Here is a 16,596-nt window from a genome sequence, read left to right on the forward strand (position 1 = left end):
CCGCGGCAAATCTTCAAGGACGTTTACCTATGCGCAAAAGCACTTCCCCGAGCAAAGCTCGCAAGGGCCTTGCAGTGGCCGCAGTACCTACCGCTATTGCCGTGGGTTTGGCTCTGCTGCCAAACGCCACCGCACAATCTTCCGTAGGCGATCTCTCTTCCGCAATCGGCGGCGATTCCAGCCTGTCCGATCACTTCGCACCGAAGGAGCCGCCCGCTCGCACCCCGCTGAACACCGAATACCCAGATGTTAAGGGCCTGCCGGAGGGTGTCAAGATCAATCGTGTGGAGTACCTGACCAACCGCCACTTGATGGTCTACATCAAGTCCGCGGCTATGCCGGACAAAGAGCAGAAGGTGCAGATCCAGCTGGCTCGTGACTGGTACTCCCACCCGGAAAAGAAGTTCCCAGAGGTATGGGCGCTCGACGGCCTGCGTGCACGTGACGATGAGTCCGGCTGGACCATCGAGACCAATATTCTGAACCAGTACGCTGACCGTAACGTCAACCTAGTTATGCCGGTAGGCGGCGAATCTTCCTTCTACTCGGACTGGGAGCAGGCAGACCGCGGTAAGCACTACATGTGGGAGACCTTCCTCACCAAGGAATTGATCCCCATCTTGGATAATGAGTACCGCTCGAACCACAAGCGTGCGGTCACCGGCCTGTCCATGGGCGGCACGGCCGCGATGAACTTGGCTGAGCGCAACCCGCACCTGTTCAACTTCGTGGGTTCCTTCTCCGGTTACCTGGACACCACTACGCGCGGCATGCCGGAAGCCATCATGGCTGCGCAGCGCGATGCCGGCGGCTATGATTCCCGCAAGATGTGGGGCGAGCCAGGTTCTCAAAACTGGATCGACCACGATCCGAAGCTGGGCATTGAAAACCTGAAGGACATGAAGGTCTATGTCTCTGCAGGTTCGGGCAAGGATGACTTTGGTAACGCCAACTCCGTAGCCAAGGGTCAGGCCAACCTTGCCGGTATGGGCTTGGAGGTCATTTCCCGCATGTCCACCCAGACCTATGTGGACTACGCAAAGCGCGCCAAGATTAACCCAGTGATTAAGTTCCGCCCATCCGGCGTGCACAGCTGGGAATACTGGCAGTTTGAGATGCAGCAGGCATGGCCCTACATCGCAGATGCCCTCGAGATGGACAAGGCTGATCGCGGTGCGGACTGTGAGGCCATCGGCGCCATCGCCAAGGAGACCAAGAGCGGCGTCATTGGCTCTTGCTTGAATAACGAGTACGACGTCGCTAAGAAGGGCAAGGCCCAGGACTTCGAGTCTGGTACCGCTTACTGGTCCCCGGATACCGGTGCGCACGCTCTCTTCGGCCGCATTGGTGCCCGCTACGCCGAAATCGGCGGGCCTACCTCCTGGCTGGGCTTCCCTAAGACCGGCGAGTCTAAGACCCCGGACGGCAAGGGTCGCTTCGTGCACTTCGAGCACGGCTCCATCTACTGGTCCCCGGAGACCGGCGCTTGGGAGATTACCGGCGATATGTTCCAGGCCTGGGGTAAGAATGGCTACGAAAAGGGCGACCTGAAGTACCCGACCGGCTCGGTTAAGAAGGTCGGCGAGGGTTACATGCAGGAATTCCAGGATGGCGTCCTGACCCGTAACCCGGATGGCTCCAACCAGGTAGTCCACGGTGCTATCGGCGCCAAGTACAAGGACATGGGCGGCGCTGAATCTGCGCTCGGCTTCCCGACGTCCGGTGAGAACGCCGTCAACGGCGGCTTCTTCCAGACCTTTGAAAAGGGCAGCATCTACTGGTCCCCGAAGACTGGTGCGCACTACATCCTAAAGAGCAAGATCATGGACCGCTGGGGCCAGGCTGGCTGGGAGCAGGGCGAGTTCGGCTGGCCTACTTCTGACTATTCCGAGATTGCCGCTGGCGGCCTGAGCCAGGAATTCCAGCACGGCAAGATCAGTGAGGTCCTCGGCCAGGTTCGGGCCGAGAAGAAGTAGCTATGCGCAAGCTAGTAGTTGTGGGCGCGGCGCTGTGCTTGGGTCTTGCGGGCTGCGATTCCGCCACGGTGGATAGCGAACCGCCGCAAGAGACCGAGGTCGCGCCCCTCGAGCGCGAGTCCGAGGCCCCTTCCTCTTCTTCGGAGAGTGCCACCTCTAAGTCGCAAGAAGACCGCGGTGCGCGCGAGATCTCTGAAATCCCGTCCGCTGAGGTGCCGGAACCAGAGGCCAAGTACTTGGACAAGCTCAAGGACGCCGGCGTTAACGTCGATGGCGTAGAGGATCAGCTCCTTGGAGCCGGCAAAGCGGCCTGCGACGAGAATGAGGTCACCATTTCTGCAGTTGCCGGCCAGCTCATCGAGCAGCAGCGCACCACGCAGAGTTTTGAGGAGCTTTCCCAGCTCATCAAGGATTCTGCACGTTCAGGGATTTGCTAGGTTTACCTGGTACAACTAATCCATGCGAAAAACTATTACCGTTGTCGCGGCCCTCGTCGTATTAGCTGTCATTGGCGTGGGCGCGTCGCGTTACTTCAACCAAGGCACTGATTCCCCGGCTCCGCATACCACGGAGCAGGCAGCGCCGCCGCAACCGCAGCAGCCCGAGTGGTGCCCCCGTGTTGAGTTCATTTCTGCCCCGGGTACTTGGGAGTCCGCGGCTGACGACGACCCCATTAATCCTTCTGCCAACCCGCGCTCGTTCATGCTGTCTATTACGAAGCCGTTGCAGGAGGCCTACGGGGACGACGTGAAGGTCTGGACCCTTCCCTATACCGCGCAATTCAAAAATATTAATGCGCAGCACGAGATGAGCTACGACGATTCCCGCACTGAGGGAACCGCCAAGATGAATGACGAGCTGCGTAGCGTTCATCAAAGCTGCCCGGCTACCAAGTTCATTCTGAGCGGCTTTTCTCAGGGTGCGGTGATTGCTGGCGACGTTGCCGATGAGATTGGTGGCGGCCAGGGCGTGGTTCCGGCGGAAAACATCGCAGGCGTGGCCCTTATCGCAGACGGCCGCCGCCAAAATGGCGTCGGGCAAAACCCAGGCCGCAAGGTGGGTGGCGTCGGTGCAGAAATTGCCCTTCAGCCCGTATCCGGATTGGTGCAGCCCATCGTGCCGGGTGCTTCCATGCGTGGTGCGCGCCAGAATGGGTTCGGTAGCCTCGCGGATCGCACCTTCCAAATTTGCGCGCCCAATGATTCGGTGTGTGATGCCCCGCCAAACGTCACCAATGCACTAGAGCGCGCGCAGGGTTTGATTGCCGCGAATGGCGTGCATGCGCAGTACGCCTCAAATAGTGGCGTTATCGATGGCACGACTGCCAACCAGTGGGTAGTGGGCTGGGCCCGCCAGCTTATCGACGCCGCGTAACAACCATTCCCCCAACTCCGATAGTTTTATTAACGAAACCATTTACCTAAGGAGAATCGATGGATCTAAAAGCGCAGATGGGGCAGTTCTTAGCACCCGAGTTCACCTTGGCCCAGTTGGCAGAGAAGCTCTTCCAAGCGGAAACCGACCCAGACCGCGTGGTCATGCGCCAGTGGATCTACGGTGAGGAAGAAACCTGCCGGGAGCTTACCCGCGCACAGGTCAATAACCGCATCAAGGTGGTGGCGGCGCGCCTGCAGCAGGTGGCAGAGCCCGGTACCCGCGTGGCCATCTTGGCAGGTAATTCACCGGAATACGTCTTCGGCTTCTTGGGTGCTCTTTATGCGGGCATGGTGCCGATTCCGCTATATGACCCCAACGAACCGGGCCACTCGGACCACCTCAAGGCCGTATTTGGTGACTGTGAACCGTCCATCGTGGTAACTAACCGCGTATCGGCGGCGGCAGTGCGCACGTACTTTTCCGCTCAACGTGAGCGCCCGCGCATCATCTCCCTTGATGTCCTGCCGGATTCTTTGGCTTCCTCCTGGACTCCTGTGGAAGGAACCGCAGAGGACACTGCCTTCCTGCAGTACACCTCCGGTTCCACCCGCACCCCGGCCGGCGTGGAGCTCACCAATCGCGCGATTATTACCAACGTGGCGCAGATTTTCCAGGCCCTGCAGCTGCAGATGCCGGCCCGCATCGTTTCTTGGCTGCCGATGCACCACGATATGGGCATCATCCTGGCCGTATTTGTCACCATCTTGGGCCTCGACTTCGAGGTGATGACCCCGCGCGATTTCATCCAGCACCCGGATCGCTGGGTCCGGCGCGTGACGGCCGGCAAACAGGCCACCTATACCGCTATCCCGAACTTTGCCTTGGAACTTGCCGCTCGCCATGCCGAGGATGCAGATTTCTCGCACGTGGCCGGCATCATTATTGGTTCCGAGCCGGTGACGGAATCGGCCGTGGACTCCTTCCTCGATGCCTTCAGCGTGGACCGTTCCGTACTGCGCCCGGCCTATGGTCTGGCAGAGGCAGCACTTATTGTGTCTACCCCGCAAACTGACAAGCGCCCGGTCATCGCGCACTTTAACCGCGCGGAGCTGGCCGCAGGTCGCGCCGTCATTGAGGATAAATCCGAAGATACCGTTGCCTACGCCTCCAATGGACAGTGCGTGCCGCACCAGCACCTCGCCATTGTGGATCCGGAAACTCGCACCGAGGTGAAGGACGGCGTTATCGGAGAAATCTGGGTCCACGGTCCCAATATGGCCACCGGCTACCTCAACCGCCCAGAGGAAACTGCTGCGACCTTCCGCAATACGCTGGGTGAGCGCCTGCAGGATGGCCTGCCGGAAGACGATTACTGGATGGCCACCGGAGACTTGGCAACCATCGTGGATGGTGAGCTGTACATTACGGGCCGCCTGAAGGATCTCATCGTCATTGCTGGGCGCAACCATTATCCGCAGGATATTGAGGGCACGGTGCAAGCAGCTTCCGCACAGGTTCGCCCGGATTCCGTTGCAGCCTTTTCCGTGGAAGGCAATGATTCTGAGTCCCTCGTCCTGCTGGTGGAGCGCGCCGATGATGCGCAGCCGTCCGGCGATGCCGAGGCAACCGAGGCCATTCGCACCGCGGTCACTGCCCACCATGGCATTACTCCGGATGACATCGTGTGGAAGGCACCTGGCGAAATCAACCGCACGTCCTCCGGCAAGATTGCGCGCCGCGTAGCCAAGAAGAATTATGTGGGATTCTGATATATCGCTAACAAAGTGACAAAATATAGCGATATACCCCTACGCCATTTAGTATTTTTCCGTAACGAAAGACCTTTTTATGACCATCGAGCAACTGCGAGCATGGCTGCGTGACTGGGTCGCCCAGGCCACCGGTGTTTCCGCCGAAGAGATCCTAGATTCCAAGCCTTTGGAAAATTATGGCCTCTCCTCGCGGGATGCTGTAGTGCTATCCGGCGAGCTGGAAAACCTTCTGGGCACCCGCCTCGATGCCACCGTGGCATATGAGTATCCCACCATCGAGCTGCTGGCGGACCGCCTGCTGAACGCACCGGCGGCGCCCCAGCCGGAAGAGCACGCGCCGCGGATCGCGCAGGGATCTGACGTTGCGGTCATTGGTCTTTCCGGCCGCTTCCCGGGTGCTAAGAATGCCCAAGAGTTCTGGTCTATGTTGGCGGAATCCCGCGCAGGCACCGGCCCGTTGCCAGTAGGCCGGTGGTCCGAGTACTCCGCTGATCCGGTCATGAGCGAGAAGATCGCCCAGCAAAATACCGACGGCGGCTATATCGAAGACATCGCGTCCTTTGATGCGGAATTTTTTGGCCTGTCCCCGCTAGAGGCCGCCAACATGGATCCCCAGCAGCGCATCCTGTTGGAGCTGGTGTGGGAAGCGCTAGAAAACGCTGGTGTTCCCGCCAATGAGCTGCGTGGCACGCAGACCGGCGTGTATATGGGATCGACCAATAATGACTACGGCATGCTCATCGGTGCCGATTCCGCCGAGATGCACCCGTATGCGCTGACCGGCATTTCTTCCGCCGTGGTGGCTAATCGCATTTCCTACGCCCTGGATTTCCGCGGCCCTTCCATCAACGTGGATACGGCTTGCTCCTCCTCCCTCGTGGCGGTGAACCAGGCGATGAAGGATTTGCGCACGGGGAGCGCGGACGTGGCGCTGGCAGGCGGCGTGAATATTCTGGCCGCCCCGCATGCGTCCACGGCGTTCTCGGAGTTGGGCGTTACCTCTCCCACGAGCGCCATTCACGCCTTTTCTGACGACGCCGATGGCATCGTGCGTGCCGACGCCGCCGGCGTCCTCGTGCTCAAGCGCTTGGAGGACGCGGAAGCGGACGGCGACGATATCCTGGCCGTCATCAAGGGCTCGGCCGTCAACTCCGATGGCCACTCTAATGGCCTGACCGCCCCGAACCCGGAGGCACAGGAGGATGTGCTGCGTCGCGCCTATGCTGATGCGGGCGTAAATCCGCAGGACGTGGACTATATCGAAGCCCACGGCACCGGCACCATTTTGGGCGATCCGATCGAGGCCTCTGCCCTGGGCCGCGTGCTCGGTGCGGGCCGCGGGGTCGAAACTCCTATTTTGCTCGGCTCTGCCAAGACCAATATCGGCCACTCTGAATCCGCCGCGGGCGTGGTCGGCCTCATCAAGGTCATCCAGGCCATGCGCAATGACGTGATTCCGGCGAATATCAATTACTCGGCGCCGAATCGCTATATCGATTTCGAGGCCGAGCATCTCGAGGTAGTGGAGGATCCGCGCGAGTGGCCCGAATACTCCGGGCGCAAGGTCGCTGGTGTGTCTGGCTTTGGTTTCGGTGGCACCAATGCGCACGTCGTGCTCACCGATTATCGCGGCGCCCCGGCCAAACGCGCGCCCCAGCTTTCCACCGAAACGGTGGCGTTGCCGGTCTCTGGCCTCTTGCCTTCGCGCCGGGCACGCGCTGCGGCCTTGCTGGCAGACTTCATTGAGGCGGAAAAGCCCGCGCTTGTCGACGTCGCCCGCACCGTCGCCCGCCGCAACCACTCCCGTTCCCGCGCCGTCGTGATGGCTAGCTCCACCGAGGAAGCGGTCAAGCGCCTGCGCCAGGTAGCTGAGGGCAAGGTTTCCGTTGGCATCGCCGCTGCGGATTCCCCGCAGGTCCCGGGGCCCGTATTTGTTTACTCCGGTTTCGGATCCCAGCACCGCAAGATGGCGAAGGACATGATTGCGCTCTCGCCGCAGTTCAAGGCCCGCTTGGAAGAGCTGGATGCCATCGTGGACTTTGAGTCCGGCTGGTCCATCTTGGATATCGTCAACGATGATGCCCAAACCTATGACACCGAGACCGCCCAGGTGGCCATTACCGCCATTCAGATTGCGTTGACGGACCTGCTCGCTTCCTTTGGCGTGCGCCCGGCCGGCGTAATGGGCATGTCCATGGGCGAAATTGCCGCGGCCTATGCTGCAGGCGGCATCTCCGCAGAGGACGCCATGGTTATTGCCTGCCATCGCGCGCGGTTGATGGGTGAGGGTGAGGCGTCGCTAAGCGATGCCGAGCAAGGAGCCATGGCCGTCGTAGAGCTCTCGGCCGAGGATATTGCCGCGCTCGACGGAAACATCGAACCCGCCGTGTACACCGGCCCCGGAATGACCACCGTGGGCGGCCCGCGCCAAGAGGTGCTGGACCTGGTGGAAAAGCTCGACGGCGAGGGCAAGTTCGCCCGTGCACTCAATGTGAAGGCCGCAGGGCATACCTCGGCCGTGGACCCCATCCTGGGCGAGCTGCATGCAGCCATCGCCGGCATGGAGGCCAAGCCGCTGCACACCCCGCTGTTTTCCTCCGTGGATAAGGGCGAGGTTTATCGCCCTGGTACCACCGTCCACGATGAGGACTATTGGCTGCGCATGACCCGCCACTCGGTCTATTTGCAGGATGCCACCGAGGCAGCCTTCAACGCCGGCCACACCCAGCTGGTAGAAATCTCGCCGAACCCGGTGGCGCTGATGGGCCTCATGTCCACCGCCTTCGCCGTGGGCAAGGCCGATGCGCAGCTGCTGTATGCGTTGAAGCGCAAGGTAGATCCCACCGAGTCGTTGTTGGACCTGCTCAGCAAGCTCTATGTCGCCGGCATGCCGGTAGATTTTGGCGCGGTCTTTGGCTCTGGTGCGCGCGTGGAGGCACCCTATACCCAGTTCAACCGCCAGCGCTTCTGGACCAACGCCCGTCCGTCGGCCGGCGTTTCCGGCCTGCCGGGCGCACGCGTCAACCTGCCAGAGGGCAAGGTGGCCTTCTCCACCAATGCGGATCAGGCGCCATCCGCGCTGGCCATCGTGGAGGCCGCGGCCGAGGCCGTTCAGCCTGGGGCGCGCATCATCGCCACCGAGGAGCACGCCGACCTGCCACCGCGCGGTGAGGTCACCACGGTGGTAAGCCAGTCCATCGGTGGTATGTCCGTAGCCGTCTACGCCGTCCGTGGCGCGCAGACGGAGCTCTTGGCGGAAGGCTTTGCCTCCGCCTTGGACTTGGGCGCGGCGCCCATCCCGGGCGTGGCCGATGTGCCTGAAAGCGAGCCTGCGGCAACCGCAGAGGTTGATGCCGTGCGCTGGGATCCCGCGGAGGAAACCGTGGAGGATCGCCTCGCACTCATCGTGTCGGAATCCATGGGCTACGACGTCTCTGACCTGCCGCGCGAGCTGCCGCTCATTGACTTGGGCCTGGATTCCCTGATGGGCATGCGCATTAAGAACCGCGTGGAAAATGACTTCCAGATTCCGCAGCTGCAGGTGCAGGCGCTTCGCGACGCCTCTTTGGCAGACGTCATTGCCATGGTGGAAGAGGCCGTCGCTGGCGGCAGCGTGGATACCAGCGACATTGCTTCTGCGGATACGCCTGCACCAGAAGAAGACGAGCCCGGCCAGGGCGTCGGCGTTGCCCCGCGCGATGCCTCGGAGCGCATGGTCTTTGGTACCTGGGCCACCTTCACGGGAAAGGCAGCGGCGGGCGTTACCTCGGCGCTGCCTGAGGTGAGCGACGAGGTAGCGGCCCAGATCGCCGAGCGCCTCACCGAGCGCGCCGGCATCGAGGTCACCGCCCAGCAGGTCCACGAGGCCGAGGCCCTAGAGACGTTGGCCGACCTCGTCCGCGAAGGACTGGAGACTGAGGTAGAAGGCAATATCCGCGTCCTACGCGAGGCTGATGGTCCTGCCGTATTCATGTTCCACCCAGCCGGCGGCACAACTGTGGTCTACCAGCCACTGACCCGCCGCCTGCCCGAGGACGTGGCAGTCTACGGCGTAGAGCGCATCGAAGGCTCGCTGGAGGAGCGCGCCGAGGCTTATATCGAGGACATCTTGCACTACGCGCGCGGCCGCAAGGTCGTGCTCGGCGGGTGGTCCTTCGGTGGCGCGCTGGCCTACGAGGTGGCCTACCAGCTGCATCAGCGCACCCAGCGCGGCCAGGATTCGGCGGACGTGGCGTTCATCGCGCTGCTGGATACCACCCAGCCGTCGAACCCAGCGCCGGATACCCCGGAAGAAACCCGTGCTCGGTGGGAGCGCTACGCGGCCTTTGCGAAGAAGACCTACGGCCTGGATTTTGAGCCACCGTACGAGATGCTTGAGACCATGGGCGAAGATGCGCTCATGACCATGTTGGCGGAGTTCCTCGCTACTACCGACGCCTCCGAGCACGGCCTTGCCGCCGGCGTACTGGAGCACCAGCGCGCTTCCTTCGTGGATAACCAGATTCTGGCCAAGATCGACTTCCATCGCTGGGCCGATGTCACCGTGCCGGTACTGCTTTTCCGTTCCGAGCGCATGCACGACGGTGCGATTGAGCTGGAGCCGCGCTACGCTGAGATTGACCCCGACGGCGGTTGGGGAGTTATCGTTAAGGATCTAGAAATTGTGCAGCTGCAAGGCGATCACCTTGCAGTGCCGGACGAGCCGGCCATCGGCATCGTGGGCAAGCATATGAACGAATGGATCGAGGAGAAGATACGTGGCGGCCAAGCAGACAACCGCTGAGAAACTCGCTGACCTGCGCGAGCGTCTGGACAAGGCGCAGGACCCAGGCAGTGAGCGCTCCCGCAAGCGCCGCGACGAGGCTGGGCGCACCACGCCTCGTCAACGCATCAATGAATTGCTAGATGAGGGTTCCTTCGTCGAAACCGGCTCCTTGGGCAAGACCCCGGGTGACCCTGACGCCATTTATTCCGATGGCGTGGTCACCGGTTATGGCCGCATCTCCGGCCGCCCTGTGTGTATCTATGCCCACGATAAGACCGTGTACGGCGGCTCTGTCGGCGTGACCTTTGGTAAGAAGGTCACCGAGGTCATGGACATGGCCATCAAGATTGGCTGCCCGGTTATCGGTATCCAGGATTCCGGCGGCGCCCGCATCCAGGATGCGGTGACTTCGTTGGCCATGTACTCCGAGATCGCCCGCCGCCAGCTTCCGCTGTCCGGCCGCAGCCCGCAGATTTCCATCATGATGGGCAAGTCCGCCGGTGGCGCCGTCTATGCTCCCGTGACCACGGACTTTGTCATTGCCGTGGACGAGGAAGCGGAAATGTACGTCACCGGCCCGAACGTCATCCGTGAGGTTACCGGTGAGGATATTACCTCCGCCGAGCTGGGCGGTGCTCGCCAGCAGGAGCTCAACGGTAACGTCTCGGCGGTCGTCCCTTCCGAGGATGACGCCTTTGATATGGTCCGCGATCTCCTCGACCACCTGCCGCTGACCTGCTTTGATGAGTCACCGGAGTTCGCTGCGCCTTCCGACGCCGAAGTGGCCGAAGACGAAGAGCTCAATGCCTTCATGCCGGATGACACCAATGCTGGCTACGACATGATGGACTTGTTGACCCAGTTGGGCGATGACGAGGACCTCATTGAGATTCAAGAGAACTTCGCGCCCAATATGATCACCGCCTTCGGCCGCATCGATGGCAAGACCGTTGGCTTTGTGGCCAATAACCCCATGCACCTTGCGGGCTGCATTGATGCCGACGCCGCCGATAAGGGCGCGCGCTTTATCCGCATCTGCGACGCCTACAATATTCCGCTGGTCTTCGTAGTGGATACCCCGGGCTATCTGCCGGGCGTGGAGCAGGAGAAGGTGGGTCTTATTCACCGCGGCGCCAAGTTCGCCTTCGCCGTGGTGGAAGCCACCGTGCCGAAGGTCTCGCTCATCGTGCGCAAGGCCTACGGCGGTGCCTATGCCGTGATGGGCTCGAAGAACCTGACCGGTGATATCAACCTAGCGTGGCCGACCGCGCAGATCGCAGTGATGGGCGCGGCCGCTGCCGTGGTGATGATCGCGGGCAAGCAGCTCGAGGCAGCCGAGACCCCTGAGCAGCGTGAGATGACCAAGAAGATGTTCATGGACTTCTACGATGAGACCATGACCGCTCCTTATGTTGCGGCCGAGCGTGGTTATCTAGACGCTATGATTCAGCCGAATCAGTCCCGGTTGGCGCTCCGTCAGGCATTGCGCCAGCTGGCCACCAAGCAGGAAAGCGATCTGCCGAAGAAGCACACTATTGCCCCGATGTAATGCCTTGTGCTTGGATAGCATATAAAGAGCTAATCCTAGTGAAGGAGTTATCTATGATTCTGTCTAGCGCTGTGGACATCGTCAGCGAGATCATTGGTTTCGTGGTCGATATTCTGAATCAGGCAGGCATTCAGGTAAGTTCCAAGTAAGTGGAGCAAAAAGAAGGAGGGTTGAACCCTCCTTCTTTTTTATTTGCGGGCGAAAAGCCGCCAGCCAAAGAAAAATAGCGCTGACATCACCGTCGCTACGATGAGGAAGCTCCAGTGCGGCAGGCGGCCGTTGACGAGCATCCACAGGGCCATGCCGCCCACGACGGTGCTCAGCCAGACGATGCCGCCCTCCTTCCACTTGCCCTGGACCTTGGTAGCGAGGATGATGACCCAGCCGATAAGCGCGCCTACGGCCCAGGGCCAAAAGGCATCTACCCAGGTGGAAAAGCTCAAACCGCCGTGGGCGAGGCGGGCAGCCACGGCGAAGAGCATCAGGGCGATGATATCGATAATGGGGGCGATTCTCATGCGTTTTCCTTTCGGTTCAAGGCGGCGTAGGTAATGCCCTTGCGGGCATAGTGCCAGAAGTAGATTACCCAGCCAATGATGGTGATCAAGGCAAAGGAGATGAGGCGGTAGATGATGGCCGCGCCGGTAGCGTCCACCGCGGTCATGCCCGTGGCCACCAGAGTGGCGATGATGGCGGCTTCCACCGTTCCGAGGCCGGCCGGCGTGACCTGAGCAGAGCCGGCAAGCTTAGCGGTGAGATAGGCCAGCGCCACGCCGGCCATCGTCGTGGTGTCCTCGCCAGCGTGCAGGGCGGGCAGGTGGCCGGTAACGGCCCACACGCAGCCCCATAGCGAGACCATGTCGATCAGGCGGTTGGCCAAAGAGTAGAAGGACACCCAACCGAATTGGCGGCGGGTAAGGTGAACTTCCTCCAGATTCTTGACCTGGTCCAAGAGGGCTTCGCGCTTGGAGCCCTTAATGAGCTTTTGGCGGTTGAGCCAGCGCATGATGGTATCCGGATGATTGGTCAGCCAGAACAGGCCGCCAGAAAGCGCCAGCATGAGCACTAGGGTGCCAATGAGGGACCAGAGCGCCATATCCGCGTTGAGGAAGAGCACGCCGCCCAAGCCGATGAGCACGAGCCACATCGTGGAAATGGCAGAAGACAGCACGAAGAACCAGCCACACAGCATGACGGACGCGCCCCACGTGCGCTGCACGTAGAAGGTGAGGATGGCGGAAAAGGCTGGGCCGGCCGGAAGAGTGGTGGACCAGGCATTAGCGGCCAACGTCAGTGCTGCGGTTTCTGAGGCCGGTACCTTGACGCCACCGGCGCGAATGAGCAGGCGCATGACCTCGCCCATGGCGAGTACCGCCACGATGGAGGCGATGATCACCAGTGCTATCGCGGCCGGATTGGAATGAGAAAGCCGCGAGAAGCCTTCGCGCAGGAAGTCCAGCTCATCGCGGAAGACATAAACCAAGACCAGCAGGACGATGAGCGAGGCGATAAGGCGCAGCCAATTCTTCACTTACTTACCCCCTTCGAGGCGTTGTTTGAGCTCAGTGAAGGGAACAGTCTTGCCGCGGTGGGTCGCACCGCCGGTCAAGGTGGTGGTGGCGTGGCGCAGCCAGCTAGGGGCCCACCAGTTATCCTCGCGCAGCAAGTGCATGACGGCCGGGACGAGGAGCATGCGGACAATGGTGGCGTCGATAAGCAGGGCAAAAATCATGCCGTAGGCAATGTATTTCATCATCACGATATCGGAGAAGCCGAACGCGCCGGAGACCACGATCATGATGAGCGCCGCCGCGGTAATAATGCCGCCGGTATGTGCGGTGCCGGCCGCAATGGACTCTTCGGTGGAAGCGCCGCGTCGGCGGGCCTCCACCATGCGGGAGACCAAAAAGACCTCGTAATCGGTGGACAGGCCGTAGACAATGGCGATAATGAGTACCAAAATCGGGCTCATGAGCGGGCCGGGCGTGAAGTTGAGGATGTCCGATCCCAAGCCGGCAACGAACATTAACGTCAGGATGCCCAGCGTTGCGCCCAAGGTCAGCAACGTCATCACAATGGCCTTGAGCGGCAGTACAAAGGAGCCGAAGACCAGAGCCATGAGCAGGAATGTAGCCAGCACCACGTAGAGCGCCATCCACGGCAGCGTGTGGAAGAGCGCATCGAGGGACTCCACCTCCATGGCGGGAGTACCGCCCACGTAGAGGTTCACGCCCTCAGGGGCCTTGACCTTTTCCAGCTCGTGCACGATCTTCGCGTAATCATCGCGGTCTTCAATGCCGGCGGAAAGGACGGTCGTGCCGTCCTTGGTGGCGGTCGTCGGCGCCATGGGATCGGTGAGGCCGTCGAGGCCGCGGACCTGCATGACGACGTCGACAAGCTGCTGGTTCGAGGCATTTTCCACCACGAGCTTGACCGGCTCCGTGCGGAAGGCGGGGAACTCCTCGTTGAATTTATCCTGTGCCACGCGAGTGTCCTGGTCGGGTGGCAGGTAGGACTCGTTGATGCCACCGAAGGTGATGCTCATGATAGGCAGGGTAAGCGCGATGAGCAGGCCGCACACGGCGATGGTCAGCCCGCGGGCATGGCGCATGGCCCAGCGCGGAAGCTTATACCACCAGGTGTCCTGAATGGTGCGAGCCGTTCGCGAGGTACGGCGCACGGACCAGGTATCGATCTTGGGGCCGAGCATGCCAAAAATGGACGGCAGCACGGTGACGGAAAGGAGCGCGGCCAAGCCGACCGCAGAAATGGAGCCATAGGCCACGGACTTCAGGAAGGCCTGGGGGAAGAGGAAGAGGCCGGAAAGCGCAACGGCGACCATGGCCGCGGAGAAAACCACGGTTTGCCCGGCGGTTGCGGTGGTGGTGGCCACGGCCTCCTCGGTGGAGCGGCCCTTGTCCAGCTCCTCGCGGAAGCGCGAAACCATAAAGAGGCCATAATCGATGGCGAGGCCGAGCCCCAGCAGGGTGACGACGGCCTGGGCAAAGACATTGACCTGCGAGAAGCTGGCCAGGATGGACAGGATGCCCAAAGAACCCAAGATGGAGAGACCGCCGACCACCAGCGGCATGCAGGCCGCAACGACGGAACCAAAGACCACCAGGAGGAGGATGCCTACCAGTGGAAGGGCGGCCTTTTCGGCGCGGGAGATATCGTGGGACATTCCCTCATCCAGGGCATCAGCAACCGCGGTGGCACCCGCAATCTCCACCGGTGCGGTGGTGTCCGTAAGCGCGCCCTCGATGGCGCGGAAATCTTTCAGCGTCTGCTCGTCATCGCCTTTCAGCCCGATGGCGGCGAAGGCCAGCGAATGATCAGCATTGACCAGGTTCGGGTTCTTCGTGTCGAAGTAGCTGGTCACCGAGTCAATCTGGTCCGGATACTCCGATTTCAACTGCGCCAAGTGCTGCTTTGCGGCGTCGAAGTTCTCGTCGGGGGAGTGGTAGAGCAAGATGACATCGCCGGAGTTATCGCGGCCGAATGCTTCCTGCTCGATCTGGGCCGCGCTTGTCGACGCCGCATTGGGATCTTCCCAGCCCTCCTGGCTCATGCGGTCTTCGAGCTGCAAGCCAAAGCCGATGAAGAGCGCAAGGATGGCGGCGACGATGATGGCGGGGATGAGCCGGCGGTGCGCATAGGAAAAGCGTCCCCATTTTTCAAACATTGGGCCAGCCTCCTAGCGGTTATTAAGCAGCGCAGCCAGGGGACGGAATGGCTGCAGCCATGCACCACCCTCCGGCAGGTTATCCAGGTTCACGCGCGGTAGCGGCTCGCGGAATACACCCTCGATATCTTCCAGGTCCACAAAATTGATATCTGCGTGGCCTACGGCCCACGCAGCATGCTCGTGGAAACCGAGGACCGTCACCGGAAGGCCTTCCGCAATGAGCTCTTCCAAAGGTTCCTGGAAATTCTGGCCATCGGCGGAGGCAACAATCACGCCGGCCAGATCCTCACGCAGGCTTTCGATGTGGTCGAGCATATCCGGATCCACGTCATCGTCTTCGTGGATCTTGGGTTTGGCAAAAACGCCGAAGCCCACGTTGCGGATGGCTTCTACCCATGGGCGGATGACATCGGCGCCGCCCGGGGTGACATTAGTAAAGACATCGGCGCGCGGTTCCGCATCAACGTCCTGGGCAAGGTGTACCAGCCAGCGGCCGATGGCGTCGAAGCGCGGGCGGTGTGCGGCGGTGGGGCGGCCGCCGAGCAGGGAGCCTAAGCCCATGTCCATATTGGGCGCATCCCAGACAAGTAGGTAGGTGCTCATTTATTTCTTCTCCCAGAGATACTCCGTGATGACGTGTTCTTTATCTAGGCCCTTGCCCTCAAACTTGGTGATGACCTGACGGTCCACCAACTGCGGGCACTCTGGCCACGGCCAGCCCTTGTAATCCAGGCTCGGCTCTACGTCCACAAGCTCATCGATCCACTCGGCGTAACCGGCATGGTCGGTAGCAACGTGCAGCACGCCGCCCTTCTTCAGGCGGGAAGCAAAAAGGTTGAGTGTACCCGACTGGATGATGCGGCGCTTGTGGTGGCGGGCCTTTGGCCAGGGATCCGGGAAGAAAACGCGGATGCCATCAAGGGATTCCGGCGCAAACATGCGCACCATGACCTCGATGCCATCGCCGCGAATCATGCGGATATTGTCGATACCCTCGCGCTCGATCTGGCCCAGTAGCTTGGCCAGGCCCGGCTTGTAGAGCTCGACGGCGATGATATTGGTATCGGCCTCCTTCGGCGCCATGGCGGCGGTAGAGGTACCGGTACCGGATCCGATTTCCACGATGGTCTTTGCCCCGCTGCGGCCAAACCAGGCATCGAGGTCAATGACCTCGTCTTCTAGCGTGCGGCCTAGTTCTGGCCAGCGCTTTTCAAAAAGCTCATGCTGATTTTCGGTCAGCGTGCCGCGGCGGAAGGTGACGTTGCCTAGGCGTGGGTAGTCAAGCTCGTTGTCGAATACGGCATTGAAGTCGGTCTGTGGCGGGCGCCCTGGAGGCATTTCTCCAGCGCGGGTGTTTTGAGAGTTATCTGTGCTATTCATTGCGGCCTATTTTTCCCTGCTTAGCCTTGCCAAGCAATACGCCGCGCCGTGGGTCACGTGTGGCGAAGCCAATCCTGGTATAACCAGTG

11 protein-coding genes are annotated in these 16,596 nt (G+C 61.1%); 6 read left to right on the top strand and 5 right to left on the bottom strand.

The features are described 5' to 3' along the window. Window positions 1-29 precede the first annotated feature (29 nt). From MHY24_RS03925 to MHY24_RS03950, 6 genes are all read left to right on the top strand, one after another. Window positions 30-1,976 (top strand): alpha/beta hydrolase-fold protein, encoded by a 1,947-nt coding sequence (locus tag MHY24_RS03925; protein ID WP_239228423.1) that lies wholly within the window; start codon window positions 30-32, stop codon window positions 1,974-1,976. Window positions 1,977-1,978: 2 nt separating this feature from the next. Further along, window positions 1,979-2,413, top strand: a complete 435-nt coding sequence (locus MHY24_RS03930; protein ID WP_204610789.1) for a hypothetical protein — start codon at window positions 1,979-1,981, stop codon at window positions 2,411-2,413. 22 nt (window positions 2,414-2,435) lie between these two features. Further along, the gene (locus tag MHY24_RS03935) at window positions 2,436-3,350 is read left to right on the top strand and encodes a cutinase family protein (protein ID WP_239228424.1); all 915 of its coding nucleotides are present in this window, start codon (window positions 2,436-2,438) and stop codon (window positions 3,348-3,350) included. Between the two features lie 59 nt (window positions 3,351-3,409). After that, on the top strand, window positions 3,410-5,122 hold the full coding sequence (locus MHY24_RS03940; protein WP_239228425.1) for an AMP-binding protein: 1,713 nt from the start codon (window positions 3,410-3,412) through the stop codon (window positions 5,120-5,122). Between the two features lie 79 nt (window positions 5,123-5,201). After that, complete coding sequence (locus MHY24_RS03945; protein WP_239228426.1) at window positions 5,202-9,908, top strand: type I polyketide synthase; 4,707 nt, start codon at window positions 5,202-5,204, stop codon at window positions 9,906-9,908. Then, window positions 9,883-11,439, top strand: a complete 1,557-nt coding sequence (locus MHY24_RS03950; RefSeq protein ID WP_239228427.1) for an acyl-CoA carboxylase subunit beta — start codon at window positions 9,883-9,885, stop codon at window positions 11,437-11,439. Before MHY24_RS03945 ends, MHY24_RS03950 begins: the two co-directional genes overlap by 26 nt. A 188-nt stretch (window positions 11,440-11,627) precedes the next feature. On the opposite strand, the gene MHY24_RS03955 is transcribed toward MHY24_RS03950, so the two are convergent. The 5 genes from MHY24_RS03955 to trmB are packed head-to-tail and all read right to left on the bottom strand — an operon-like array spanning window position 11,628 to window position 16,507. Further along, window positions 11,628-11,957 carry a DUF3054 domain-containing protein gene (locus MHY24_RS03955; protein ID WP_204610794.1) on the bottom strand — a complete coding sequence of 110 codons (330 nt, stop codon included), beginning with the start codon at window positions 11,955-11,957 and terminating at the stop codon, window positions 11,628-11,630. After that, the gene (locus MHY24_RS03960; protein WP_239228428.1) at window positions 11,954-12,970 is read right to left on the bottom strand and encodes a YbhN family protein; all 1,017 of its coding nucleotides are present in this window, start codon (window positions 12,968-12,970) and stop codon (window positions 11,954-11,956) included. The genes MHY24_RS03955 and MHY24_RS03960 overlap by 4 nt, the downstream gene beginning before the upstream one ends. Continuing rightward, window positions 12,971-15,124 carry an MMPL family transporter gene (locus MHY24_RS03965; protein WP_239228429.1) on the bottom strand — a complete coding sequence of 718 codons (2,154 nt, stop codon included), beginning with the start codon at window positions 15,122-15,124 and terminating at the stop codon, window positions 12,971-12,973. It lies immediately after the preceding gene. A gap of 12 nt (window positions 15,125-15,136) precedes the next feature. Next, the gene (locus MHY24_RS03970; protein ID WP_005325427.1) at window positions 15,137-15,730 is read right to left on the bottom strand and encodes an NYN domain-containing protein; all 594 of its coding nucleotides are present in this window, start codon (window positions 15,728-15,730) and stop codon (window positions 15,137-15,139) included. Further along, window positions 15,731-16,507: a tRNA (guanosine(46)-N7)-methyltransferase TrmB gene (trmB, locus tag MHY24_RS03975; protein WP_239228430.1), complete on the bottom strand. Its 777-nt coding sequence runs from the start codon at window positions 16,505-16,507 to the stop codon at window positions 15,731-15,733. Window positions 16,508-16,596: the final 89 nt, after the last annotated feature.

It is taken from the genome of Corynebacterium sp. ACRPQ (assembly GCF_022347225.1).
GTDB lineage: Bacteria > Actinomycetota > Actinomycetes > Mycobacteriales > Mycobacteriaceae > Corynebacterium > Corynebacterium tuberculostearicum_D.

Bases quoted from the DNA above. Each gene is read 5' to 3' on its own strand.
- MHY24_RS03930 (WP_204610789.1), top strand. From the start codon at position 1,979: ATGCGCAAGCTAGTAGTTGTGGGCGCGGCGCTGTGCTTGGGTCTTGCG.
- MHY24_RS03965 (WP_239228429.1), bottom strand. From the start codon at position 15,124: ATGTTTGAAAAATGGGGACGCTTTTCCTATGCGCACCGCCGGCTCATC.
- MHY24_RS03940 (WP_239228425.1), top strand. From the start codon at position 3,410: ATGGATCTAAAAGCGCAGATGGGGCAGTTCTTAGCACCCGAGTTCACC.
- trmB (WP_239228430.1), bottom strand. From the start codon at position 16,507: ATGAATAGCACAGATAACTCTCAAAACACCCGCGCTGGAGAAATGCCT.
- MHY24_RS03970 (WP_005325427.1), bottom strand. From the start codon at position 15,730: ATGAGCACCTACCTACTTGTCTGGGATGCGCCCAATATGGACATGGGC.
- MHY24_RS03935 (WP_239228424.1), top strand. From the start codon at position 2,436: ATGCGAAAAACTATTACCGTTGTCGCGGCCCTCGTCGTATTAGCTGTC.
- MHY24_RS03955 (WP_204610794.1), bottom strand. From the start codon at position 11,957: ATGAGAATCGCCCCCATTATCGATATCATCGCCCTGATGCTCTTCGCC.
- MHY24_RS03945 (WP_239228426.1), top strand. From the start codon at position 5,202: ATGACCATCGAGCAACTGCGAGCATGGCTGCGTGACTGGGTCGCCCAG.
- MHY24_RS03925 (WP_239228423.1), top strand. From the start codon at position 30: ATGCGCAAAAGCACTTCCCCGAGCAAAGCTCGCAAGGGCCTTGCAGTG.